The organism is Thalassovita aquimarina (genome assembly GCF_018219815.1).
Lineage (GTDB): Bacteria > Pseudomonadota > Alphaproteobacteria > Rhodobacterales > Rhodobacteraceae > Thalassobius > Thalassobius aquimarinus.
This window is the reverse complement of sequence record NZ_JADMKU010000001.1, coordinates 52,305-66,517: the sequence shown is the minus strand read 5'-3', so window position 1 is coordinate 66,517 and position 14,213 is coordinate 52,305. Positions and strand designations below refer to the sequence as shown.

The window sequence follows — 14,213 nt, the reverse complement described above, 5'->3', positions numbered from 1 at the left end:
TGCATCAACACGCCATGGCCAAAGCGACGAAAACATTCTCCTGCACCGCCTGCGGCGCGACATATAACAAATGGTCCGGCCGCTGCGACGGTTGCGGCGAATGGAACTCCATCGTCGAGGACACGCCGCTGTCCGCCGGTCCGGCCAGAAAATCGCTGGGCGGCAAGCGCGGTTCGGCAATCCAGCTGACCGACCTGTCGACCGAGGAAGCCCCGCCGCCGCGCACCCATAGTGGACTGGGCGAACTGGACCGGGTGCTGGGCGGCGGATTGGTGCCGTCAAGCGCCATCCTTGTCGGCGGCGATCCGGGCATCGGCAAATCCACCCTGCTGCTGCAGGCCGCCGCGCGGTTTGCCCAGGCGGGGCTGAAAACCATCTATGTCAGCGGCGAGGAGGCCAGCGCACAGGTCCGTATGCGGGCACAGCGGCTGGGGCTTTCGGACGCGCCGGTGAAACTGGCCGCCGAAACCAACCTGCGCGACATCCTGACCACGCTGGAGGCCGAACGCCCGCAACTGGCGATCATCGATTCGATCCAGACCATGTGGGCCGACAATGTCGAAAGCGCGCCGGGAAGCGTGTCACAGGTGCGCGCCGCCGCGCACGAACTGACCAGTTTCGCCAAACGCAAGGGCATCTCGGTCGTCCTCGTTGGCCACGTCACCAAGGAAGGCCAGATCGCGGGCCCCCGCGTGGTCGAACACATGGTCGACACGGTGCTGTATTTCGAGGGCGAACGCGGCCACCAGTTCCGCATCCTGCGTGCCGTCAAGAACCGCTTCGGCCCGGCTGACGAAATCGGCGTGTTCGAAATGACCGGCGGCGGGCTGGCCGAGGTCGGCAACCCGTCCGCCCTGTTCCTGTCCGAACGTGGCGAACCCAGCCCCGGATCGGTGGTATTTTCCGGCATCGAGGGCACCCGCCCGGTGCTGGTGGAATTCCAGGCCCTGATCGCGCCGTCGCCGCATTCGCAGGCGCGGCGCAGCGTTGTGGGCTGGGACGGGTCGAGATTGGCGATGATCCTGGCCGTGCTCGAGGCGCGCTGCGGCATCCCCTTTGCCGGGCTCGACGTCTACCTGAACGTCGCGGGCGGCATGAAGGTGCAGGAACCCGCTGCCGACCTCGCGGTGGCCGCCGCGCTTCTGTCGGCGCGCGAAGACGCCGCCCTGCCCGCCGATACGGTGGTTTTCGGTGAAATCTCGCTCTCCGGGGCGCTCAGACCGGTGGGCCAGACCGAAAACAGGTTGAAAGAAGCGCAAAAACTTGGTTTTTCGACAGCGATTGCCCCCGCAGGTGGAAAGGCCAAAGGGGGAAACGGCCTGACGCTTCGGCAATACGGGGATCTGGCCACGTTTGTAGGTGACGTATTCGGCGCCGGATGAAGCGCGCAGGCAATAGGGAATAAAGGCACTATGGAAGGCTTTACCATCATCGACGGCGTCGTGGCGCTGGTCATCATCCTGTCGGCGCTGCTGGCATATTCGCGCGGATTGGTGCGCGAGGCGCTGGCGATCACCGGATGGATCGCCGCCGCCGTTCTGGCCTTCGTCTTCGCGCCGCAAGTGCAACCGCTGGTGAAGGAAATCCCGGTGCTGGGCGAGATGATCGCCGACAGTTGCGAACTCAGCATCATCGCCTCCTTCGCCGCCGTCTTCGCATTGGCGCTGGTCCTGGCCTCGTTGTTCACGCCGCTGTTTGCCTCTCTGGTGCAACGCTCGGTTCTGGGCGGACTGGATCAGGGGCTTGGCTTCCTGTTCGGCGTGTTGCGCGGGATCCTGTTGGTCGCCATCGCCTTCTTCGTCTATGAAACCGTGATCACCGGTCAGGATGTCGCCATGGTCGAAGGCAGCCGGTCGGCCAAGGTGTTCGGCAAGATGACCGGCAAGATCGAGGATCGCGATCCCGAACAGGCGCTTGGCTGGATCACCCGGCAGTATGAAGAATTGGTCGGTGTCTGCGAACAGTAAGCACGGCACCTTTTCAACCGCAGAGCGCCAAGGGGCTTCAGCACCCTTTGGCGCTTTTTCTTGGCCGGACGGAGAAACGGTCAGTCATTTTCTTCCGCCAGCAGGTCATCCACCGAGCGCGGCTGCTGCTCCGTTTCTATCGCGCGCAACAGGTCGGCGATGCGCCAGACATGATAGGCCGACCGTTGCAGCCAGCGCGCTGAATCCAGCAGCAGCGTTAGGTTCTGCGGTTCCCGGCTGTGGCTGGCGACCAACCGGATCTGTTCGGCCCTGTAGCGTTCGCGGAAGTCACGGAAATCGCGGCGCAGCGCATTGGCCTCCGACGCGAAGCGGCTGATATCCTCTTCCTGTGCGAAGCTGCGCATCAGCGCGCCGAGCTTGAGGCCACGATCCTGCAGCGATGCCTCCTGCACCGCCGTCGCGATCCTTTCGCGCTGCATCGCCCGGTGGCGCAACCGGTCCAGGTGGTCGAAAATATGTATCAGCGCCTGCTGATTGTCCTGCTCCGCCGTTCCGTTTTCGGTCGAAATCGCCTGGACGAAACTTTGTGCCTCGCGAGTCGCCGCGCTGATTTCTGTCAGAACATCTGATCTGATTTCGACGCCCGGCTGTTTCAGATTGCGACCAAGATGGGTCATAAGCTCGGCCGTGATCCGGTGCGTCGCGGCATTGGCCGCATCCAGTGCGGCGGCCGGATCGGTCAGCAGTTGCCGGCCCAGATTGCGCGTCATCGGCGTACCGCGATCCGGCACGATCCAGATGATCAGCCGGGAAAATTGCGACGTGACACCCAGCACCGCCGCCACGCCGAGGAAGTTGAAAAACGTGTGGAACGCCACCAGCGCCATCTGCGGATCGGCGGCCATCGCGACGCCCCAAGGGCGCTGCATGGCCCAGCCGATCGGCCAGAGCAGAGCAAAGGCCATGCAGCCGGTCAGCAGGTTGAAGATCAGGTGGCTGACCCCGGTACGGCGGCTCGCCGTCCCGCCGCCCAGCGTGGCGATCATGGCGGTGAAGGTGGTGCCGACATTCATCCCGATGACCAGCGCGGCCGCCTGCGGAAAGGTGATCGCGCCCACCGCCAGCGCCGCCAGCGCACTGGCGACACCGGCGCTCGACGATTGGGTGATGACGGTCAGCACTGCGCCCAGAACCACCAGTTTCAACCGGCCGGCCAGCGTGTCGGCCGGGAAACTGTCGGGGGTGACGATGCCGCGGAAGGCGACCATGCCGTCTTTCAGCGCATCGATGCCGATGAAAAGAACCCCGAATCCCGCCAACGCCCATCCGGCCTGTTTCCACGGGTTGGGCGCAAACAGCTGCAGCAGCGCCCCGCCCAGGACGACCGGCATCAGGACCAGCCCGAGATCGAGCTTGAACCCGACGATGGCGACCAGCCAGCCGGTGATGGTGGTGCCGATATTGGCCCCGAAAACGACCCCCAGAGCCTGCTGAAACGTCATCAGCCCGGCCGCCACGAAACCGACTGTCGCCACCGTGGTGGCGCTGGACGACTGCACCATCGCCGTAGTCAGCGCACCGGCGGTCGCCCCCTTGAGCGGCGTGTCGGTCGATTTTTGCAGGATGCTGCGCAGCCTTTCGCCCGCCAGCCCGCGCAGCCCCTCGGTCAGCATGTGCATACCCACCAGGAACAATCCGAGCCCGCCAAGCGCCTGTACCGATTCAGCTTGCATGCACCGTCTTCCAATCGCCTATCCCCGCGCAGCTTAGCGATTGACGGTGACGGTGTTAATATCCCACCTTGGCAAAGGACCGGGTTCAGCCCCGCACCAAGAGACCGGGCACCGCAGACACCCCCGGCCGTGGATGTTTCGGCACCCGGTCAGAACACGCCCGGCCACAAAGGGTCAGGACGCGAAACGTGGAAAAACGGCCCACAAGTCCCGGAGGGACCAGCGCGGCGCCGGTACGGTTGCCTTCCTGAATAAGCGATGCGCTTGTTCACTGCGCATGACGCGACCACGCTGAAGGTAATAAGCATAGTCGATCGAACCATCGCGGTGCAGGCGGATATCTTCGTCAAGGCGGGTCATGAGAGGTCTCCCTATTGTCTTCCAGCAGGACACCACGCTTTGCGTGAAAGCGCTTGAAGACCGCCTTGAGAAACCGCTGTCTTTTTCTTGATTTTTTACCGGTCGCGAAGAAATCTAGAAGGGTTAACGAATTTTTAAGTAGTATTGTCCCATGCGCTATCATTTTCAGGACTGCTGCCTCGACGCTGATAGGCACAGATTGACCCGGAACGGGCAGAATATTCACGTCGAGCCACAAGTATTCGACCTGCTTCTGTGCCTGTTGCGCGCGTCCGGAGAGGTCGTTACGCGGGAAAATCTGATCGACGCAGTGTGGCGCGGCCGTATCGTATCCGAAGCCACGATCAGTGCCCGGATCAGTGCAGCGCGCGCCGCCGTGGGCGATACCGGCAAGGCGCAATCCGTGATCCGCACCGTGCCTCGCGTCGGCTTTCAGATGGCGTCCTCCGTTCATACAGAGGACAACAATCAAGGCGCGACGGCCCTGCGCGCCGGGGGCGACAGATCGGTGTCCTCCCCTGTGCAGCAGCCGTCGTTCAAAGTCCGCTACGCGACATCGCGGGACGGCTCGACGCTTGCCTGGGCCTCGGAGGGCGACGGGCCGCCGCTAATTCGGGCGGGCCATTGGCTGACACATCTCGATCTCGACCGGTCGAGCCAGATCTGGGGCCCCTGGCTGCACCGCCTTGGAGCGCGGCGGCGGCTGGTTCGCTACGACCTGCGCGGCACCGGCATGTCAGACCCGGATTGCGGACCGTTCAACCTTGATGCATTCGCAGAGGACATGCTTGCGGTGGCCGATGCAGCCGGGCTTGAAACTTTTTCGATCTTCGCGGCATCGAATAGCGTCGCCGTGTCCCTTGCGGTAGCTGTTCGCCACCCCGATAGGGTAACGCGCATCGTCAGCTGTGGCGGCTACGCCCAAGGCGCATCGGTGCGCGACGGTGGCAAGGATGCTGCCATGGCCGAAGCCATGGAACAGATGATCCGCAACGGTTGGGGTCAGGCTGACAGCGGCTTCATGCATGCCCTCACATCGATGTTCGCCCCCGGCGCCAGTGACGTCGAATTGCACGAATTGATACAGATGCAGCAGAACTCGACTGACGCCGAACGTGCCGTTCACATCCGCGAGGTAATTGCGAAGTACGACGTGACGGACCTGCTGGAACGGGTGCCCTGCCCGGTGCTGATCGTCCATTCGCTGCGCGATTCTCTGCACCCGTTTTCACAGGCGCGCCTGCTGGCCCGCCACCTGCCCGACAGCGAGATGTTGCCACTCGACTCGCCAAACCACATTCTGTTGCCCGGGGAACCGGCCTTTGCCCGCATGATGGATGCCGTCGATGCGTTCCTGTCTGCCTAGGGACGCATAAAATCTTGCAGGCGTGAAGCTTCGCCCCCTGCGACACTTCGAATTATGATCCTTTCGTGACATACTGGGCGCGACCCCTTATGAGGGGCTTCAAGCTGCCACGAGGATTCGGAGCTCACCCTTGTCCAAACATATGCCCCCCGCCCACCCCTTCGACGATGACAAGCTGAAGGAGGAGTGCGGTGTATTCGGTGTCATCGGTGTCGCCGATGCCGCCAATTTCGTTGCCCTAGGCCTGCACGCGCTGCAACACCGCGGTCAGGAAGCCGGCGGCATCGTCAGCCATCACCCCGTAGATGGTTTCAACAGCGCCCGCCGGTTCGGCTACGTGCGCGACAATTTCACCTCTCAATCGCTGATGCAGACCCTGCCGGGGCCGCTTGCCATCGGCCATGTGCGCTATTCCACCGCCGGGTCGAAAGGCGCCGCGATCCGCGACGTGCAACCGTTCTTCGGCGAATTCGCCATGGGCGGCGCGGCGATTGCCCATAACGGCAACATCACCAATGCCGACGCTCTGCGCCGCGAACTGATCGAGCGCGGATCGATCTTCCAAAGCTCGAGCGACAGCGAATGCATCATTCACCTGATGGCCCGCTCGCTGCAACGCAACATCCCCGAGCGTATGGAAGACGCCCTGCGCCGGGTCGAGGGCGCCTTTTCGGTGGTCGCGATGACCCGCACCAAGCTGATCGGCGTGCGCGACCCGATGGGCGTGCGGCCGCTGGTGCTGGGAAAAATCGGCGACGGTTGGTGCCTGAGTTCGGAAACCTGCGCCCTCGACATCATCGGCGCCGAACTGGTGCGCGAAATCGAACCGGGCGAAATGGTGGTGATCACCGATGACGACGGGGTGCAAAGCCATTTCCCATTCCGCAAGCAGCCGTCGAAATTCTGCATCTTCGAACATGTCTATTTCTCGCGTCCCGATTCGATCATCGGCGGCCGGTCGGTCTATGAAACCCGCCGCCAGATCGGCGTCGAACTGGCCCGCGAAACGCCGGTCGAGGCCGACCTGGTCTGCCCGGTGCCCGATTCAGGCACCCCGGCGGCGATCGGGTTCGCGCATGAAAGCGGCATCCCCTTCGGCATGGGCATCATCCGCAACCAGTACATGGGCCGGACCTTTATTGAGCCGACCGAACAGATCCGCAACATGGGCGTGCGGCTGAAGCTGAACGTCAATCGCGCACTGATCCGCGGCAAGCGGGTGATTCTGGTCGACGACTCGGTGGTACGCGGCACCACCTCGCGCAAGATCAAGGAGATGATCCTCGATGCCGGCGCGGCCGAGGTGCATTTCCGCATCGCATCGCCGCCGACCGCCTGGCCATGTTTCTACGGCGTCGACACGCCGCAGCGCGAAAAGCTGCTGGCGGCGACGATGACCGAGGAAGAGATGTGCGAACACCTGTCGGTGGACAGCCTGAAATTCATCTCGCTGGACGGTCTGTACCGCGCGGTGGGCGAAGCCGCGGGCCGGGAAAAATCCTGCCCGCAATATTGCGACGCCTGCTTCAGCGGCGAATACCCCGTCACTCCGCGCGACATGATCGCAAAGGGTTTCCAGCTGAAGGCGGCCGAATAAGCCGCGTCAAACAGCCACCCCGGTCCCGCCGCGGCGGGATCGGCACGGAAATTGCCGGTCTGCACCGTATCCTGACCGGAGTAACGATTGCATGCCTGTCACCCGTATTACCGATGCGACCGCCCCAAGGGCGGCGCAGTCCAACGCCAAAACCCGCCGGGCCGCGACCCAGACCCGTCAGTTGCCGCTGGCCCAGACCAGCCTGATCGGCACGTTTCTGACGCCAAGCGGATCCTCCGCCTACCTGAAACTGCCGCGCGGCGAACTGCGCCGGGTCCGGACCGGCGACATGGTCGACGGCGCGCGGATCACGGCGATCGGGGACGGTCGGCTGACACTGACGCGCGGGACCGAATCCCGGGCCATGCACATGGCCGGCCACTAGGTCACTTCCAACCCTTGCCGCCCTGCCCGGCCCGGCCTAGTCTGCGCCGCAACCGCGTTAAGGAAACCATTCATGTCCCTGCTTGATCTCGATGCGCGCTGGCGGCGTTTCAACAACCCGGACCGCAAATGCCCCTGCTGCGGGCAAAGCTTTTCCGGCGTCTTCGACCTCGGCTTCGACCACCCCTCGACCTGGCCGCATGAGGCGCGCGAAGACCAGCCCTTCGTCAAGGTGGGCGAGGATCAGCTTTCGCCGGACCTGTGCCGCCAGGGCGAAGACCGGTTCATCCGCGTGGTGCTGTCCTTCCCGATCCAGGGCAGCGAGGAACTGTTCCACATGACCCCCTGGGCGCGGCTGGAACCGGCCGCCTTCTATGCCTATCTCGACACGTTCGACGGGCGCGACGCGCCGGCGATCGACGAATGCCCGGCGGAACTGGCCAACAGCCTGCCCGGCTTCGAGGCGGAAACCGGAACGCCGCTGCCGGTGATGCTGCAGTTCCTTGGCGCCGAGGCGCGGCCGGTGGCGGTGGCGTCCTCAGGTGCGCTGGCCAAGGCGCAGCGGGACGGGATCAGCTTCGACCAGCTTCTCGATATCTACGCCGCCTTCGGGCAGGATATCCGGCCGCATCTGCTGCAGGACTGAGACGGCTTACCGGCCTTTCGGGAGCTTTCCCCTTGACGCAGCCCCGGATTGGTCGCACATCCCCGGCATGACACAGAAAATCGCACTCATCACCGGCGCCTCGCGCGGCCTGGGCGCGGGGCTGGCCGAAATGCTCTGCCAGACCCACCATATCGTCGCCGTGGCCCGCACCACCGGCGCCCTGGAAGAACTCGACGACCGGATCCAGGCGGCGGGCGGTCAGGCGACCTTGGCGCCGATGGACATCACCAACCCGGACGCGATGGCGCAGCTTTGCCGCTCGGTCTACGACCGCTGGGGATCGGTTGATCTGTGGGCCCATACGGCGATCCACGCGGCGCCGTTGTCGCCGGCGCAGTTCATCGACGCCAAGGACTGGGAAAAATCGGTCGATTGCAACGTGACCGCGACGGGTCGGCTGATCACCTATGTCGCGCCGCTTCTGGGCGAAGAAGGCACGGCGCTGTTCTTCGACGATCCGCGTGCGGGGCAGAAATTTTTCGGCGCTTACGGCGCGACCAAGGCGGCGCAGATCGCGCTGGCGCGCAGCTGGGCGGCGGAAACCGCAAAGACCGGCCCGAAAGTGCGGATTCTGGAACCGCGCCCGTTGGCGACGGCCAACCGTGCCCGGTTTTTCCCCGGCGAAGACCGCAGCGCGCTGATCCATCCCAAGGACGAGGCACAGCGGCTCTTGGCGGCGCTCTGAGAGCGCCGCGCCGCGCAGGCGGCAAAGCTCCGCAGCGCTTGCCCCGACCGCGCCCTTTCTCTACTAAGTTCGCAAGCAGACGAGGGGCAGGCAGTTGCGTATTCTGATCACCAATGACGACGGCATCAACGCACCGGGGCTGAAAGTGCTGGAAAAGATCTCGCGGGACCTGGCCGGCCCCGAAGGCGAGGTCTGGGTCGTCGCGCCCGCCTTCGAACAATCGGGCGTTGCCCATTGCATCAGCTACACCCACCCGATGATGGTCGCCAAGATGGGCGAACGCCGCTATGCCGCCGAGGGCAGCCCGGCCGATTGCGTTCTTGCCGGCCTGCATCACGTGATGGGCGACGTGCGCCCCGACCTGATCCTGTCGGGTGTCAACCGCGGCAACAATTCGGCCGAGAACGCGCTGTATTCCGGCACGCTGGGCGGCGCGATGGAGGGCGCGTTGCAGGGCATCCGCTCGATCGCGCTGTCGCAATATCTCGGCCCCTACAATTTCCAGGCCGACAACCCGTTCGAGGCCGCCGAGGTACACGGCGCCGCTTTGATCCGCAAATTGCTCGCCGCGCTACCCGACGCGGAGAAAGATTACCGGCTGTTCTTCAACGTCAACTTCCCGCCCCTGGCGGCGAAGGACGTCAAGGGCGCACGCATCGCGCCGCAGGGGTTCCGCCGCCACACCCATTTCGGGGTCGAACCGCACCGGTCGCCCTCGGGGCGGCAATTCCTTTGGATCAAGGGCGGTGACCAGCATATCCCGACCGCGCCCGGCACCGACGCGGCGGTCAACCTGGACGGCTATATCTCGGTCACGCCGATGCGCGCCGACCTGACCGATCACGACATGCTGGAGCAGCTGAAGGTCATAGAATGAGCGAAGACGACGTCGCCACACGCAAGATGCAATTCCTGTTCGCCCTCCGCTCCAAGGGCGTGACCGATCAGCGCGTGCTGGAGGCGATGGAAAAGATCGATCGCGGTGCCTTCATCAAGGGGCTGTTCGCCGAACGCGCTTACGAGGACATGCCTTTGCCGATCGCCTGCGGTCAGACCATCAGCCAGCCTTCGGTGGTGGGGCTGATGACCCAGGCGCTGAACGTGCGGCCGCGCGACAAGGTTCTGGAAGTCGGCACCGGGTCCGGTTACCAGGCCGCGATCCTCAGCCTGCTGGCGCGCCGGGTCTACACCGTCGACCGGCACAAGCGGCTGGTGATGGAAGCGCGCGACATCTTCGCCGCGATGGATCTCAGCAATATCACCGCGATTTCTTCGGACGGCAGTTTCGGCCTGCCCGATCAGGCGCCCTTCGACCGCATCATCGTGACCGCCGCCGCCGAGGACCCGCCGCCGCCGCTGCTGGCGCAACTGAAGGTCGGCGGCATCATGGTGTTGCCGGTGGGTCAGTCGGACCATGTGCAAAGCCTGATCCGCGTCACCCGGACCGAAGACGGTTTCGAATATGACGAATTGCGCCCCGTGCGTTTCGTCCCCCTGATCGAGGGCTTGGGACGCGACGGTTAGACATGTTATGCTACACTAGTTACTAGAGTGCTGCGCTCAAGCCCCGGCAAACAGGGGCGGGCAGAAAGTTGAGGAAATCGAGATGTCTTATTCCCGCAAATCGCGCCTGGTTTGGGCGGTCCCGGCCTTGGCGATGCTGGCCGGCTGTGGCCAGCCGTTCGATTTTGACTTGCGTGGCCATTTCGGCGACAGCCTGAACACCGCCGATGCGGCCCGGCAGGCCAGCGGACACCGGCCCGAGCCGGATGAACGCGGCGTGCTGTCCTATCCCAGTTACCAGGTCGCGGTGGCGCGGCGCGGCGACACCGTGGCCAACGTCGCCGACCGCATCGGGATGAACGCAGCGGAACTGGCACGCTACAACGGCCTGTCTCCCAGCGATCCGCTGCACAAGGATGAAATCCTCGCCCTGCCCGGGCGGGTGCCGGAACCCGGCAGCGGCCCGATCCAGCCACCGAGCAACGTCGATATCGCCGCCCTTGCCGGCGGTGCCATCGACAAGGCGGAACCGGCGCGCGTGGAAACCACGACGCTGGAGTCCGCCGCGGACAAGCCCGCTGCCAGCGGCACGGCAAAACCGCAGGTCGGGATTGAACCGATCCGTCACAAGGTGGTGCGCGGTGAAACCGCCTACACGATTTCGCGGCTCTACGATGTCAGCGTCCGGTCGCTGGCGGAATGGAACGGGCTGGACCCGCAATTTACCATCCGCGAAGGCCAATACCTGCTGATCCCGGTGCCCGATGCCAAAACCGCGCAGAAAGCGGCGGTAACGCCCAAGACCACCACCAATCCGGGTCAGGGCAGCCCCACCCCCATTCCGCCAAGCGCCTCCAAGCCGTTACCGGCGGAAAAAACCACCCCGGCTGCGCAGCCGGCGGTAAAGCCCGACACGCCGGACCTTGGCAAGACCCAGACCAAGAAGACCACGTCGTCGCGCATGGACATGCCGGTCAATGGCAGCATCATCCGCGAATACAAGAAGGGCAAGACCGACGGCATCGACATTTCGGCCGCCCCGGGCACGCCGGTAAAGGCGGCAACGGCCGGCAGCGTCGCAGCGATTACATCGGACGCCGACAAGGTGCCGATCGTGGTGTTAAAGCACGCCGACGGATTGCTGACGGTCTATGCCAATGTCGACGGGATCAGCGTCGCCAAGGGCGACAGCGTAAAACGGGGCCAGACCATCGCGAAGATCCGACAGGACAAGTCGAATTACGTGCATTTCGAGGTCCGCAAGGGCTTCGATAGCGTCGACCCGATGCCCTATCTGAACTGATAGGACATAAGGGACCCGCCGCGCTGCACGGCCCACGGATCGTGCATTGTTTCCCGCAATGTAAAAGGCCGCCCCCGGGCGGCCTTTTGCATTTTCTGACGATAGGATCTACCGACGGATCAGCCGGCGCGGCGTTCGTCGAAACTGAGCGCGATGAAGGACGGCATGTGATCGCCCATGCCCACCACGTTGTCATCACGCTTGCGCGACCGGCGACCCCGGTTGTTGTCCTGATCCCGGCGCGGTTCCTTCCGGCTGTCCTGACGCGGTTCCCGTGCCGGGGCGGCCTCATCCTTGCCAGCCAGCTCCGACTTGCGGGGCGCTGCCTTGCCGGTCTCTGCCTTGCCGGTTTCTTCCTGCTCGACGTCTTTCTTCGCCTTGCGGGGGGCCGGTTTCAAATCGTTCAACGGGTTGTCCAGCTGCGGGATTTCCTTCTGCACCAGTGCCTCGACCGAAGCGAAGTTTTTCTCGTCGCGCGGCGAACAGAGTGTAATCGCGGTGCCTTCACGCCCGGCACGGCCGGTACGGCCGATCCGGTGCACGTAATCCTCGGCATGGCCGGGAACGTCGAAATTGAACACGTGGCTGACGGCCGGAATATCCAGACCGCGCGCGGCAACGTCCGAAGCGATCAGGAACCGCAGCGTTCCATCGCGGAACTGATCCAGCGTCTTCATCCGCTGGCTCTGATCCAGGTCGCCATGGATCGGCGATGCGTCATAGCCGTATTTCTTCAGCGATTTTGCGACGATATCCACATCCGACTTGCGGTTGCAGAAGATGATCGCGTTTTTCAGCTTGTCGCCTTCGCCGTCGATCAAGAGCCGCAGCAGCTTGCGCTTCTCGCTGGCTTCGCGATCCTTGCGCGAGGCTTTGAATTTCACCACGCCCTGGGTGATGGTTTCCGAGGTGGTCGCCTGGCGGGCAACCTCGATCCGTTCGGGATTCGACAGGAAGGTGTTGGTGATCCGTTCGATTTCCGGCGCCATGGTGGCCGAGAAGAACAGCGTCTGGCGGGTGAACGGCGTCAGGCTGAAGATGCGTTCGATATCGGGGATGAACCCCATGTCGAGCATCCGGTCGGCTTCGTCCACCACCATGATCTGCACGCCGGTCAAGAGCAGCTTGCCGCGCTCAAAGTGGTCCAGCAGGCGACCGGGCGTGGCGATCAGAACGTCGACGCCGCGGTCGATCAACGCATCTTGTTCCTTGAACGACACGCCGCCGATCAGCAGCGCCTTGGTCAGTTTTAGATGCTTGGTATAGGTGTCGAAGTTTTCCGCCACCTGCGCCGCCAGTTCACGGGTCGGGCACAGCACCAGAGATCGCGGCATCCGCGCCCGGGCGCGGCCCTTAGACAGCAGCGTGATCATCGGCAGCACGAAGCTGGCGGTCTTGCCGGTGCCGGTCTGGGCGATTCCCAACACGTCGCGGCCTTCAAGCGCAGGTGGAATGGCCCCCGCCTGAATGGGAGTTGGCGTTTCGTACCCAGCCTCTTCAATCGCCTTGAGGACCTTGGGAGCAAGTTTCAGATCGGAGAATTTTGTCATGTGTATCCGTGCTTTACGGACACTTCTGGCCCGTACCGTCTAGTTGGGACCGGCCCGGTCGGCCCATATGGCGCTCAATGGCGCAATCCCTATGAGCGCGGGGTTTACCCGAAACCCGGCTTCGGGTCAATGCAGGGCCGATTTTACAAAGGGATAGGAAGGTTTATGCCTGCCCCGATACGATTTTATCACAGCGAAGCGGGGAAGTGACGCGAACGCCGATCCCGCAAGAACAACGCATGGCTGTGAAGGTGCCCATGCGCGCGCAACCGGTCGAGCAAATCGGGATTCGCCGTGCAGACTTCATCGTAGAAGGCGCGCAGCCCCTCTTCGCCGTCTTCCTCGTGGATCATCGAAAACAGCTCGTGCAGGGACAACCCGCCTTCCTCGCGCGGCATGTTTGGCTTCAGCTCGCTTCGATAGGATCCCTTCTGCAGCCGGTAATGGAAGGCGGCGATGAAATCCTCCCAGCTTTTCGCATGCATGTGCAGAAGCTGGGTGCCGTCCAGTTCCCGCTGGCCGGGGTTCATTTCGTCGCCGACGAAGACGTTGTGAATCTGCACCTTCAGCCCCCCGACCCCGGTGCGATAGATCATCTTGCCCGCCACGTGGCTGAGAAAGCCGCCGTTCAGATGCTCCCCGAAGGTGGGGTAAATGCGGGCGGTTTCCTTGCGGCGTTTCGGCTGCCGGATGCTGTAGCCCTTGAAGTGGGTCGTATCGCCCCCGCCCGCCAGCGCCTCCACCGGCCTGATACGGGCGCAGAGGCATTCGGGCGGCAGGTCGGCCAGCTGATCGGCCAACGGCCGGTCCAGCGACCAGAGGAATTCATCGACATCGATATGGGTGAGCCACTGCACGTCCCCTGCCCGGCCATAGGCGTGACGGGCGTTTTCGAACTGCCGCGACTGGTGCTTGACCCTCCGTTTCATCCCCAGGCGCTTCCAATAGGGATCGTCGGTCAGGACGGGCCGGATTTTGGGATGCGCGGACAGGATGCGGAAAGCGTCGCGGTTGTCGTCGTCGAGATAGATGAATAGCCGATGCGCCCCGATTTCCAGATGATGGGCGCAGAATTCGAGAATATCCTCCACCGGCGCCTTGATCGTGGCCACCACTCCCCATTTCGGCGCGCTCATC

General features: G+C 63.8%; 14 protein-coding genes and 1 pseudogene. 11 read left to right on the top strand and 4 right to left on the bottom strand.

What is annotated here, in order from left to right:
* The first annotated feature begins 14 nt into the window (after positions 1–14).
* Both radA and IT775_RS00305 read left to right on the top strand, forming a co-directional pair.
* Positions 15–1,382, top strand: a complete 1,368-nt coding sequence (gene radA / locus IT775_RS00310) for a DNA repair protein RadA (protein WP_212699076.1) — start codon at positions 15–17, stop codon at positions 1,380–1,382.
* Between the two features lie 30 nt (positions 1,383–1,412).
* A complete protein-coding gene (locus tag IT775_RS00305; RefSeq protein ID WP_212699075.1) occupies positions 1,413–1,967 on the top strand; it encodes a CvpA family protein in 555 nt (184 codons plus the stop codon).
* Positions 1,968–2,047: 80 nt separating this feature from the next.
* On the opposite strand, the gene IT775_RS00300 is transcribed toward IT775_RS00305, so the two are convergent.
* Positions 2,048–3,661: a Na/Pi cotransporter family protein gene (locus IT775_RS00300; protein ID WP_212699074.1), complete on the bottom strand. Its 1,614-nt coding sequence runs from the start codon at positions 3,659–3,661 to the stop codon at positions 2,048–2,050.
* 174 nt (positions 3,662–3,835) lie between these two features.
* Positions 3,836–4,021: a hypothetical protein gene (locus IT775_RS00295; RefSeq protein WP_212699073.1), complete on the bottom strand. Its 186-nt coding sequence runs from the start codon at positions 4,019–4,021 to the stop codon at positions 3,836–3,838.
* A 151-nt stretch (positions 4,022–4,172) separates the two neighbouring features.
* Between IT775_RS00295 and IT775_RS21635 the strand changes: the two are divergent.
* The 9 genes and pseudogenes from IT775_RS21635 to IT775_RS00255 form a co-directional block, all read left to right on the top strand.
* Positions 4,173–4,397 (top strand): annotated as a pseudogene (locus IT775_RS21635) (winged helix-turn-helix domain-containing protein); the annotation flags it as partial.
* 27 nt (positions 4,398–4,424) lie between these two features.
* Positions 4,425–5,387, top strand: coding sequence for an alpha/beta fold hydrolase (locus IT775_RS21220; RefSeq protein ID WP_343231088.1), 963 nt, complete (start codon positions 4,425–4,427; stop codon positions 5,385–5,387).
* Positions 5,388–5,529: 142 nt separating this feature from the next.
* Positions 5,530–6,984, top strand: a complete 1,455-nt coding sequence (gene purF / locus IT775_RS00285; protein WP_212699484.1) for an amidophosphoribosyltransferase — start codon at positions 5,530–5,532, stop codon at positions 6,982–6,984.
* A 91-nt stretch (positions 6,985–7,075) separates the two neighbouring features.
* Positions 7,076–7,369 (top strand): hypothetical protein, encoded by a 294-nt coding sequence (locus IT775_RS00280; RefSeq protein ID WP_212699071.1) that lies wholly within the window; start codon positions 7,076–7,078, stop codon positions 7,367–7,369.
* A 72-nt stretch (positions 7,370–7,441) separates the two neighbouring features.
* A complete protein-coding gene (locus IT775_RS00275) occupies positions 7,442–8,014 on the top strand; it encodes a DUF2199 domain-containing protein (protein WP_212699070.1) in 573 nt (190 codons plus the stop codon).
* 67 nt (positions 8,015–8,081) lie between these two features.
* On the top strand, positions 8,082–8,720 hold the full coding sequence (locus IT775_RS00270; protein WP_212699069.1) for an SDR family NAD(P)-dependent oxidoreductase: 639 nt from the start codon (positions 8,082–8,084) through the stop codon (positions 8,718–8,720).
* Positions 8,721–8,814: 94 nt separating this feature from the next.
* Positions 8,815–9,597: a 5'/3'-nucleotidase SurE gene (gene surE / locus IT775_RS00265; RefSeq protein WP_212699068.1), complete on the top strand. Its 783-nt coding sequence runs from the start codon at positions 8,815–8,817 to the stop codon at positions 9,595–9,597.
* Positions 9,594–10,244 carry a protein-L-isoaspartate(D-aspartate) O-methyltransferase gene (locus IT775_RS00260; protein WP_212699067.1) on the top strand — a complete coding sequence of 217 codons (651 nt, stop codon included), beginning with the start codon at positions 9,594–9,596 and terminating at the stop codon, positions 10,242–10,244. The genes surE and IT775_RS00260 overlap by 4 nt, the downstream gene beginning before the upstream one ends.
* An 82-nt stretch (positions 10,245–10,326) precedes the next feature.
* Entirely contained in the window at positions 10,327–11,526 is a 1,200-nt protein-coding gene (locus IT775_RS00255) for a peptidoglycan DD-metalloendopeptidase family protein (protein WP_212699066.1), read from the top strand.
* 119 nt (positions 11,527–11,645) lie between these two features.
* Here IT775_RS00255 and IT775_RS00250 read toward each other — a convergent pair whose 3' ends face one another.
* Positions 11,646–13,076 carry a DEAD/DEAH box helicase gene (locus IT775_RS00250; protein WP_212699065.1) on the bottom strand — a complete coding sequence of 477 codons (1,431 nt, stop codon included), beginning with the start codon at positions 13,074–13,076 and terminating at the stop codon, positions 11,646–11,648.
* A 188-nt stretch (positions 13,077–13,264) separates the two neighbouring features.
* Positions 13,265–14,212: a glycosyltransferase family 2 protein gene (locus IT775_RS00245; RefSeq protein ID WP_212699064.1), complete on the bottom strand. Its 948-nt coding sequence runs from the start codon at positions 14,210–14,212 to the stop codon at positions 13,265–13,267.
* Position 14,213 lies beyond the last annotated feature (1 nt).